Source organism: Methanosarcina sp. A14 (assembly GCF_001729375.1).
GTDB classification, from domain to species: Archaea; Halobacteriota; Methanosarcinia; order Methanosarcinales; family Methanosarcinaceae; genus Methanosarcina; species Methanosarcina barkeri.
Genome location: NZ_LZPK01000202.1, coordinates 1 through 10,465, shown reverse-complemented (window position 1 = coordinate 10,465; position 10,465 = coordinate 1). Strand labels below are relative to the sequence as shown.

Sequence of the window (10,465 nt, the reverse complement as noted above, 5' to 3'; positions counted from 1 at the left end):
TTTAACTGCGTAAGTCCTAGCTGAAATAACGCCTGAACAGGGAATAAGGCGTATTAATGAAATAATAAATGTTAAGCGCCAACATAATTATATTAAAAATATTTTAGGTTACGCACTGTTTTCCACAGGCCTGGGAATGCTCTTTCTACCAACCTTTAATGGGTTATTTTTTTGTGGAGCATTAGGAGCCATAGCTGGACTTATACTGGCTTATTCCAAGGATAAAACAAGACTTACTCTGGTTCTGCCTGTTCTAACGGCCTTTATCGTTTCCACGATATTCTTTCTCGGTATTAAACAGGGAATTATAAACGGGTCTCTAACCATAATGGTCCCTGCACTTGCTTACTTCATTCCCGGAGCAGTTCTGTCTACGGGAATGTTCGAACTGGCAGCAAACAATCTGGTATCTGGTGCAGCTCGCCTGGTTCAGGGAGTTGTAATACTGCTACTTCTCTTATTTGGAGTGATAATAGGCCTCCAGGTTGTAGGTTTGCCCGAAGATTACATAATAGCCAACACGGCAACTCCTTTGTATTGGTGGGCTCCCTATATTGGGGTTCTTATTTTCACCTTTGGGATGTACCTCTTGATGTGCATAAGAAACAAGGACATGTTAGGGGTTTTAATTGTATTGTTAGCCACTTTTTTTGGACAGCAAGCAGGAAACTACTTTTTGGGGGGACTTTTTGGAGCTTTCACGGGTTCCATCATCATGACAATGCTAGGAACTTTTCTGGAACGATCCAAACTTAGAACACCGTATTATGTGTCTATAATACCTGCATTCTGGGTCCTGGTTCCAGGATCACTTGGGTTTCTCAGCTTAGCTGCATTAGTGGGACAGAACTATTCCTCTTCCATTGCCAGTTTGATCCAGGTAGCTCTGACCTTTGTGGCGATCTCCACGGGGCTGTTAATCGGTGCTGCGATTGCTGATCCATTAACAATCGGGTCATCTCCCTAAGTTATTGAACAGAAACTTTGAGCTTTAATGATTCTTTCAAATGTGGGGCCGAATACAGTGACAGAAAAAGATAATCTGGCTCAAGTCGGCTTAAAATCACAAAAAAGTATCTATAAAATTTTTAGTGCGAGAGGTGCGATTCGAACGCACGAATTCCTATGAAACTGGACTCTGAACCTGGCGCCTTTGATTAAGTTCTTTTCCTGGCTCCATAAAAAGCAAGTGAATTAGAATAACTGAAAAAATAACTGAAGAGAATTTATCGATTAAAAAGTCTGGGTGGGATTCTAACCAATGATATTCTGTGACCCTTAGCTAAAACACACATTAAAAGTTCTGTCACTAAAATTCTAAAAAAAAACAAATAGTTTTAAAACTTTATACTTTGTGGGATATGACGATTCGGCAGGTATCAAGCCCCTTCATATAGAAGGCGGGCATGTTTTACCTGCTTTTTCTCAAACATTGTTTTAATCCATTATGGAAGAGACTCGGGAATTAATATCGCATACCCCATAGCTTAGTGAGTTGAACTGAGGGGGGAATATGGAGAGATACGAAAGGTTCAAAGCATGGGCTCAACAGAACCCAAATCTTTTATTATTTCTGTCACTTGGATTTACGAATGGACTTATTGTCTTTGTAGGCGCGGTTTTTGGAATTCTTGCAGGAATTGCAGAAACTGAATTACTAGACGAATTCTCTGCAATGATTCTCTCATTGCTCATTTGGTTTACAATAATGCTTCCAATTTCTGATTGGGCACTGGAAATAAAGGGAAGAAGCAAATGGTGGTTATTACTCTTAATCTCATGGATTGGAGTACTTATTCTGATATTGATTAAAAACAACAATGCCAAAGAAAACATTGTCAGTAATAGATCTTAAAATCCATATTTTTGTTCCAAAACTTTTCCTCCAAGCTTCTTGCCGTGATTCAAAAAAGTAAAAAATTAGATCACTTATGCAAAAATAAGAGCTAATAAAAAAGTTTAGTGCGAGAGGTGCGATTCGAACGCACGAATTCCTACGAAACCAGGCTCTGAACCTGGCGCCTTTGACCTGGCTGGGCAACTCTCGCACGATGTAGCTTATGTTGCAGGAGCAATAGTAGTGCTCTTTGTTCTTATACTTTTTCCTTGAAAGCCTGTTCAGAAGGCGAAATTCACCGGGACTCTTATAAGAATTTCCTTTTTCTAAAATAGGTTTTAAGTAATTTTTAAACTGAAACTTAAAACCACAAAAGCCAAATGATCCACGATTATTTATTGGTATATAAAATAGGTTGGAATTGATGAAATTTTCATCTCATCAATTTCAGGATAAGGGCTTTTTGCGCATGCAGACGGTTTTCAGCCTCTTCAAAAATTACGGAATTCGGGCCGTCCATAACTTCATCCGTAATCTCAAGGCCTCTACGGGCTGGCAGGCAGTGCATAACTATTACGTCCGGTTTTGCAACTCCAAGGAGTTCGGTATTGACCTGGAAAGCAGCAAAGTCCTTCAGGCGTTTCTCCTGTTCGGCTTCATCACCCATGGAAACCCAGACATCCGTATAAATGATATCCGCATCTTTTACGGCAACCTTCGGGTCATCCGTAACTGTAAACTTACCTCCGAGGGCTTTTGCCTTTTCAAGGAACTCGGGCTTAGGTTCATATCCTTTCGGGCAGGCAACTGCGAATTCCATTCCCACAATCGCCGAGCCTAGCAGGGCTGAATTACAGACGTTGTTTCCGTCTCCTACCCAGGCGAACTTCAGGTCTTCGAATTTGTCCTTGTACTCCATTATGGTCATGAAATCGCCAAGTATCTGACAGGGGTGCTCCATGTCCGAAAGCGCATTAATCACGGGTATGGTTGAGTATTTGGCCAATTTCTCTACGGTCTCGTGGCTCATAACTCTGGCCATGATTCCGTGAAGGTAGCCTGAGAGGGTTCTGGCAGTGTCCTCAATGGTTTCGCCTCTCCCTATCTGGATATCTCTGGAATTCAGGTAAAGGGAATGTCCTCCGAAATCGGTCATTGCAACCTCAAAGGAAACCCTGGTTCTTGTGGAAGCTTTCTCAAAAATCATTCCCAGGCTTTTGTTCTTCAGGTACTCTGTAGGTTCTCCAGCTTTGCGTTTTTCTTTCAGGTCCATGGCCGATTCGAGGAGTTCATAAATCTCTTCTTTGGACAGGTCAGTTATCGAAAGTACATCCTTCTTCATCACTTCAACCCCGACTTACTCTAGCTGAATTTACTTCATTCAAGCTGAATTTATTTCATTCAAGCTGAATTTACTTCATTCAAGCTGAATTTCTTCATTCAAGCTGAGTTTCTCTTTTTTAACCGAAATTACTTCATTCTGGTTGAATTTTAGTTTATACTACTGCATAGTACTTATTTGCACGCTGTACTTTTGCAGAACATTTCAGGTAGTTAGCCTTATTTTCGGCAATTAGCCTTACTTTCAGCAGTTAGCCTTATTTTCGGCAATTAGCCTTACTTTCAGCAGTTAGCCTTACTTTCAGCAGTTAGCCTTATTTTCGGCAATTAGCCTCTAAGTTCTTTCATATGGTCAATTCTCTTCTGGATAAGAGCGGCAGTCCCAATGTCTTTCCGGAAAAATAGCTTGCCGTGGAGATTTTCAAGGGCATTCTGGGCAATTTTTTCGGCTGCAGTTATAGTTTCAGCAATCCCAATAACTGCAATTGCGCGGGAGCTGGTTGTGTAAACTTTTCCTTCTTTTTCGTAGACACTGGCATAATAAATGGACGCATCCCCTATGTTTCCTACAGTTACTTCGCTGTCTTTTTCAGGATTTTCTGGATAACCGGCAGGAACTGCATATTTACAGACAGTTGCTTTCTTGCTAAAGCTTACAGGCAAATTTCCAAGAGTCCCTTTAACCACTGCAGACATGATATCCACGAAGTCTGTTTCAAGGAGAGAGATCACATTCATTGCTTCGGGGTCACCGAATCGAGCATTGAATTCCACTACCTTGGGACCGCTGGCTGTAAGAATGAACTGCCCATAGAGAACACCCTGATATCCGGTCCCGGTTTCCTCAGAAAGCGCCTTTACGGTATCCTTCATAATCTTCTTTGCTTTCTCAAGGTCTTCAGGGAGCATAAAAGGCAGGATTTCTCCGGCATCAGTGTATGAACCCATACCGCCTGTATTGGGTCCGAGATCTCCTTCATAGGCTCTTTTGTGGTCCTGCACTGCAGGGAAGAAAACAAGGCTTTTTCCGTCTACAAAGGCCTGAAGCGTAAACTCCTCTCCTATAAAGCGTTCCTCAATGACTACAGGCCCTTTCTCAAGCAGCTCACTTGTGTAGGCTTTGGCGGCTTCTAGGTCAGGGAGCTGGTCTCCCATAACTTTTACGCCTTTGCCTCCTGTCAGACCTGAGGGCTTGACTGCCACGTCGCCCAGTTTTTCTATAAAATCGTGCGCAGGTTTTTCCTCTGTGAAAACTTCATATGCAGGGCAGCCTTTGATTTCATATTTTTTCATGAAATTTCTTGCCCAGGCCTTGTCAAATTCTATAGTTGCACAGGCTTTTTTAGGCCCTACAACCGGAATTCCTGCTTTCCAGAGGGCATCTGCAACTCCTGCTGCAAGAGGGGCTTCAGGGCCTACAAAAGCCATTTCGATGTTTCTGGCTTTTGCGTACTCAACAACTTTTTCAACTTCAGTTTCTTTCTCAAGGAAAAAGTCCTCACAGAGGGAAGCAATTCCGGGATTTTTTTTCGCCATTAACGCATAAAGAGAGGGATTATGCTTGCTTTTCTTGATTCCCTCGGCGATTGCGTGTTCCCTTCCGCCTCCGCCGATAAGCAAAATTTTCATTTTTATTCTCCTGGTTTTAAAAAGATTCCTGTTATGTTCAAGTATAAGTATGGTTTCAATATGTACTGATAATAAGGTCAAATAGATGAGATGAGAAAAAGGTAATGAATTTCCAGTCCTCAAAACCTTTCAATACTGCTTTATGCAGCTGTCTCTTTTTATTGACAATTTATTGATGATTTGTTACCAAATAATTTTAATTAGGAATATGCTGAAGGACTTCCTAGTTCTCTATTTCTTCTAATAAATATCTTCTCATTGTCAGGCTTTAAACTTAACTAAAAATCTTTCATTTTAAGGCTTGTTTTAATTTTTGCTCCATATTTTTCAATGTTTTCAGCGTTTTCAATGTTTTCAGCATTTTCAATGTTTTCAGCATTTTCAATGTTTTCAGCATTTTCAATGTTTTCAGCGTTTTCAGTGATCTAAACTCTTTTCTCTGAACCGGATATTCTAGGTTTTCTCAGCGGGGAGAAAAACTCTTATTTTTTCCCTGACGAAAAACCTACTTTTTATAAAGTAAAACATAATTAGACTATTTCAGGAGATGAAAACTATGAGTCAAAATCCATATGAAATCTTCCAAACAGAATGTCCTGAGGTCGCAGCACGTTTTAACGACCTTATTGGAGCACAGAAAGCACTGAAAGGTCTTGATGCTAAAACAAAGCAGTTGATCAACATAGCCATTCAGACTGCGAATCGAAACCCACGGGGTGTACAGATGCATGCAATGATGGCAAAGAACGAGGGTGCAACCCGCGAAGAAATTGTTGCTGCAGTGGTATTGAACCTTCATCACTCCGGTTTTGCTAAAGTTCTGGAGTGCCTTCCTGCAGCAATTGATGGGTTTGAAGGCAAAATCTGAAAAGCTTTAGATGCAGGATGTGTCTTCACACTTTCCTTACTTTAAGAGATCGCTTGCACTTACAAGAGGTACAAGTTCCGTACCTGCTTCTTTTAAATTTTCTATTGCTCCTTCTTCCCTGTCCACAACACTGATTACATATTTGACGCTTGCTCCGGTTTCCCTGACAACCTCAATTGCGTTCCTGACCGAGCCTCCACTTGTTGTTACGTCTTCGAGCATTACAAGCCTATCTTCCGGTCTAATATCACCTACAAACCTGCTCTTTGTACCGTAGTCCTTTATAGCTTTCCTGACAATAAGCAGAGGAAGATCGGTTTCCATAGAAACTGCAGTTGCCAGTGGCACACCTCCAAGTTCCACTCCTGCTATTATGTTCACATCCATCTGTTTTATCCTGAATGCTGCCTGACGTGCTATAAGTTTCAGGGTTTTAGGGTCAGTACTGGCCTTTTTGATATCTATATAATATTTGCTTTTCTTTCCCGAGGCAAGTGTGAAATTTCCGTAGCGTACGGCTCCGCAGGCCTTGAGGGCTGCGATCAGCTCCTGTTTCTGATTCTCAATGTTATTTCCTGTTTCTAAATTTGTTTTGCTCATTCTCTCACCGTATTTGCAGCCTTATTAGCGCTATAAGTGCTTTATTAAAGTTCTTCCTACACTGATTCTTATGAATTTCCGGTGTAATTTCACCAGGGTTCTTTCTTTACACCTATAAGGTATCCGATTATATTTGTTGTAAGATGGAGCAGAGGCGTTATTATAATAATGGTAAGCATGATCCCGTGAGTAAAATTGCTCACAAACCACTCAGGGGCTACAAGGTATGTAAATACCCAGGCCCCCACCACAAAGTCAAGCTGGTCTACCAGAGGAAGAGATGCTCCTCTTTTCAAGCCCATCCTGCGCTTGAAAAAGCTCTTGAACATATCTCCGAACAGAGCGCCGGAGGAGAGGGCGAGCACAACTATCAAAGCGCTTTTGTAATCCGGGCCAAAGGCAGGCATTTCGATCCCCATAATCTCAAATCCTCTGGAACTCAGCCAGATCTCAATACATCCTGCAATAAACCCGCAAAATATGCCTGAAAAGAGTCCTCTATAAGTCTTTCCGTCTCCAAGGATCCTTCTTCCGTCCTTATATGTCCTGCCCCAGTCAATTGGCTTTCCGCCACCGAAAACAGCTGCAAATGGGTTGGGAAGGTATGCTGGAAGCATCAACCAGAATGCTTTAATTATCAGCTCAATCGTGGTATCAACTCTTTATGTCAACTTTATCTTTTTCTTAAAACGAACTTAACTTTCTGGATATTACTGGACTCTTTACTCTCATTCATAATTTGTCCGTAGAACATACCAATAACCTGTGCTCGCTGCTTTACCTGCTTTTTTATATTCAACGACCAAAATTTCTTCATCAATCTAAATTGAAATGTTACCACGGAAAGCACGGAAAACATAGAATAAAGGAAATGGGAACACAATTCTTCCGTAATTTCCGCGCTTTCCATGCTTTCCGTGGTTATAAAGTGATGCAAATACTTAATGTCAGGGTATAATTAAGTGCGGTTAAACATTGACTTATTAACTGCAGTTAAACATTGACTTGAAAATGAAATTAAGTAATTGAATTCTATGTTGGGCTTGAACAAGAGCTCAATGTGCTTAAGTAATGGGCTTATGTAATTATTGACTCTATTTAATTGTACTTATTTTATTAAGGAGCCTATCCCAAAAGCCATTTCGTTCTTAATCATCAAGAATTTTCAGGATTGTTTTCATGATCAGAAACTTGATTGATTGTTCGGAATACAGGATTCAGAGAAGCAATTTTGAGTTTTGGGATCAGCTCAAGTTTAAGTCTTAAATTACAGATGGGGATTATGCTTCGTTTTTCCCCTCCGGTTTTAATTTTTCCCTGGGATTTATTGTTTTTTGATAATTCCCTATTTATAATAAAATATGCTTAATCAACACGTTTTTTGTAGAGAATAAAAGTCACAAAAAGGCGATAAAAACTGGGTAAGAAGAAAGATAAATGACGATGAAATTACAGGGTAGAAAGGTGTCCAGGACGAGAAAAAAGGTATTTAGCAATACTTCCTGTACAGTTTAAATTTAAAAATTGGTGTTGATCGGGGGTGAATAATCCCCGGATCTTTTTACACGCTATCTAGAAAAGAAAAACTTCTAAAGAAATTATTTTTTCCTCTTTTCCTTTGCAAGCTTCTTCTTTGCGTCCTTGCTACCTGCAGAAGCCTGTTTTTCCAGCTCCTCAAGCTTTTCTCTCTTAGCGCTTTTCTTCTTCTCCAGATCTTTTTTAGACATTGCCATAATATGTACCTTCATAGGTTTTGGTGAAGTTGCGATATCTGTACAGGCACTATTTATGTAAGATGCCTCAATAGATGTCGCATAATCTACCTTTTTCAATTTTAAAAGTATTTATCAGTTTCCAGCCAAATAAATATTTTTAACAAAGTGTTAAGTTAGATTAAAGGCTTGAATTTTCCTTAGACAATTAAAATATTCATAAAAAAGGAATTAAAGGTGATGAATCACATAAAATAACTTTTACCTACTTTATCATCCTTCTCTTCCCTTCCTGTACTTTATCGTCCTTCTCTTTCCTTTCTGTATTTGCACATTGCCGCGACGAGACCATTGAATGGAGGAGACGGTCTTCCAGGCCGTGATCTAAACTCAGGATGGAACTGGGAACCAAAGAAGAAACGCTTGCCAGGAATCTCGGCAATTTCCATCCTGTTCTTGTTTTTACCGGAAAAGACAATGCCATAAGACTCAAGCCTGTCAACAAACTCCGGGTTAACCTCATACCTATGGCGGTGGCGTTCAACAATGTAATTGGTCCCGTAGATTTTAGCGGCAATAGAGCCTTCTGTAAGGATGGCTTCATAGTCCCCAAGGCGCATGGTTCCGCCCATTTCTGCAACACTGGTCTGCTCAGGCAGGAGATCAATCACAGGGTAAGGGGTATCTTCATCAAATTCCGTACTGTTTGCTCCTTTGAGTTTAGCCACATTTCTGGCAAATTCGATGACTGCAAGCTGCATGCCCAGGCAGATTCCAAGGAACGGAATATCGTTTTCCCTGGCGAATTTAATTGCCGTCATCTTGCCTTCTGTGCCTCGCCCACCAAAACCGCCCGGAATAAGAATCCCATCATACTGTATTAGCTTCTCAACCTCGGCTGGATTTTCTTCCAGAATTTCGGCTTCAACCATATTGACTTCAACTCTGCATCCGTTGTCAATTCCTCCATGCTTGACAGCTTCAAGGATGCTGAGGTAAGAGTCCTCAAGATTGGTATATTTTCCAACAATTGCAAGTTTAACCGTGTTGGTTGTAGAGTGCATCCTTGCAACCATCTCTTTCCATGCACCGTTTTCGACATTGGACTCAAGTTGCAGGTGTTTCATGAGCTGGGTGGTTAATCCCTGCTCTTCTATCTCAAGAGGCACTTCATAAATATCATTGGCGTCATGAGCGCTGATAACCAGTTCCTGTGGCACATCACAAAAGAGGGCAATTTTCTCTTTGGCGCTTTCCTGAAGAGGTGACTTTGATCTTACAACGATTACTTCAGGACTGAGCCCAAGGGCACGAAGTTCCTTTACGGAGTGCTGGGAAGGCTTGGTTTTTTGCTCTCCCTGAAGGTCTTCCATAGCCAGGGTGACATGAATAAATGCGACATTTTCGGAAGGTTCTTCTCTGTGCATCTGGCGTACAGCTTCGAGGAAAGGCATGCTTTCAATGTCCCCAACAGTCCCTCCGATTTCAATAAGACATATATCGGCTCCACTCCGAGCAGCGACCTTCCTGATCCTGCTTTTGATTTCGTTTGTGACATGGGGAATGATCTGAACTGTTTTTCCCAGGTAGTCTCCTCTCCTCTCTTTGGAAATTACTTCTAAGTAGACCTTGCCTGTGGTAAGGTTATGGTCCCTTGTAAGTTCAGTATCAAGGAACCGCTCGTAATTCCCAAGATCCAGGTCCACTTCACCTCCGTCCTTGAGCACAAAAACTTCCCCATGCTGGTAGGGGCTCATGGTGCCTGCATCAATATTGATGTAAGGGTCGATCTTGATAGCCGTAACTTTATAACCTTTGTTTTTAAGGTTTCTGCCAATGGATGCGATGGTAATGCCTTTCCCAAGCCCGCTCATCACCCCACCGGTAACTATTATATACTTCATGGATAAGCTTCCTCACTAGGTTTTCCTAATAGTAGTTTCAGACTGCTAAAGGATATTATACGGAGTTAGACAGGAAATAATTAAATTAGTAATGTATAAGAAATCTGTCATTAATCCTCTGGTACGAACACAATACCAATATCTTCATGATATAAAAATTACTCTCAACTTCTAAAAATGAACAGACTCAAATAAGAAGTGAAAGTAAGAGAATAGACCCAAATGAAATAGAATTCTTTAAGTAATAGCTAAAGTGCCGGCGGACTGAAAAGCCTGGAGTGAAGGAAAATAAGATACAGAAAAGTACAATTTTCTTGTTTTCAGGTTATTCTGCAATTATAAATATTTATGAATGCCCATAATGGATTGTTCCATGATTTTCTCAGTTTTGAACAAGATGAAGTCTTACTTATGCTCCTGAAGTGAATTTTCACCTCGGGTTAAAAAGTTAATTTCAGTTCTAAATCTGAAGTTAATTTCAGTTCTAAATCTGAAGTTAATTTCAGTTCTAAATCTGAAGTTAATCTCAGTTCTAAATCTAAAGTTAACCTCAGTTATGAACCTGAAAATCGAC

Annotated in this window: 9 protein-coding genes and 1 tRNA gene; 3 read left to right on the top strand and 7 right to left on the bottom strand. The window is 40.7% G+C overall.

Translation table 11 applies throughout. The features are described from left to right. The first annotated feature begins 25 nt into the window (after nt 1–25). Nucleotides 26–967: a threonine/serine exporter ThrE family protein gene (locus tag A9239_RS10285; RefSeq protein ID WP_080943710.1), complete on the top strand. Its 942-nt coding sequence runs from the start codon at nt 26–28 to the stop codon at nt 965–967. Between the two features lie 546 nt (nt 968–1,513). Further along, complete coding sequence (locus tag A9239_RS10280) at nt 1,514–1,855, top strand: hypothetical protein (RefSeq protein ID WP_048116390.1); 342 nt, start codon at nt 1,514–1,516, stop codon at nt 1,853–1,855. A 108-nt stretch (nt 1,856–1,963) separates the two neighbouring features. On the opposite strand, the gene A9239_RS10275 is transcribed toward A9239_RS10280, so the two are convergent. From A9239_RS10275 to purD, 3 genes are all read right to left on the bottom strand, one after another. Then, nucleotides 1,964–2,048, bottom strand: a tRNA-Leu gene (locus A9239_RS10275). Nucleotides 2,049–2,270: 222 nt separating this feature from the next. Continuing rightward, a complete protein-coding gene (gene argF / locus A9239_RS10270; RefSeq protein WP_048116393.1) occupies nt 2,271–3,179 on the bottom strand; it encodes an ornithine carbamoyltransferase in 909 nt (302 codons plus the stop codon). Nucleotides 3,180–3,505: 326 nt separating this feature from the next. Further along, entirely contained in the window at nt 3,506–4,807 is a 1,302-nt protein-coding gene (gene purD / locus A9239_RS10265) for a phosphoribosylamine--glycine ligase (protein ID WP_048155847.1), read from the bottom strand. Between the two features lie 556 nt (nt 4,808–5,363). On the opposite strand from purD, the gene A9239_RS10260 reads away from it, so the two are divergent. Continuing rightward, on the top strand, nt 5,364–5,675 hold the full coding sequence (locus A9239_RS10260) for a carboxymuconolactone decarboxylase family protein (protein ID WP_048155845.1): 312 nt from the start codon (nt 5,364–5,366) through the stop codon (nt 5,673–5,675). A 36-nt stretch (nt 5,676–5,711) separates the two neighbouring features. On the opposite strand, the gene pyrE is transcribed toward A9239_RS10260, so the two are convergent. The 4 genes from pyrE to pyrG all read right to left on the bottom strand — a co-directional run bounded on the left by pyrE (nt 5,712) and on the right by pyrG (nt 9,891). After that, on the bottom strand, nt 5,712–6,275 hold the full coding sequence (gene pyrE, locus A9239_RS10255) for an orotate phosphoribosyltransferase (protein ID WP_048116398.1): 564 nt from the start codon (nt 6,273–6,275) through the stop codon (nt 5,712–5,714). An 89-nt stretch (nt 6,276–6,364) separates the two neighbouring features. Continuing rightward, nucleotides 6,365–6,892, bottom strand: coding sequence for a CDP-2,3-bis-(O-geranylgeranyl)-sn-glycerol synthase (locus tag A9239_RS10250; RefSeq protein WP_048116400.1), 528 nt, complete (start codon nt 6,890–6,892; stop codon nt 6,365–6,367). Between the two features lie 981 nt (nt 6,893–7,873). Then, nucleotides 7,874–8,107: a hypothetical protein gene (locus A9239_RS10240; RefSeq protein WP_048116405.1), complete on the bottom strand. Its 234-nt coding sequence runs from the start codon at nt 8,105–8,107 to the stop codon at nt 7,874–7,876. 179 nt (nt 8,108–8,286) lie between these two features. Further along, on the bottom strand, nt 8,287–9,891 hold the full coding sequence (gene pyrG, locus A9239_RS10235; protein WP_048116407.1) for a glutamine hydrolyzing CTP synthase: 1,605 nt from the start codon (nt 9,889–9,891) through the stop codon (nt 8,287–8,289). Between the last annotated feature and the right edge of the window lie 574 nt (nt 9,892–10,465).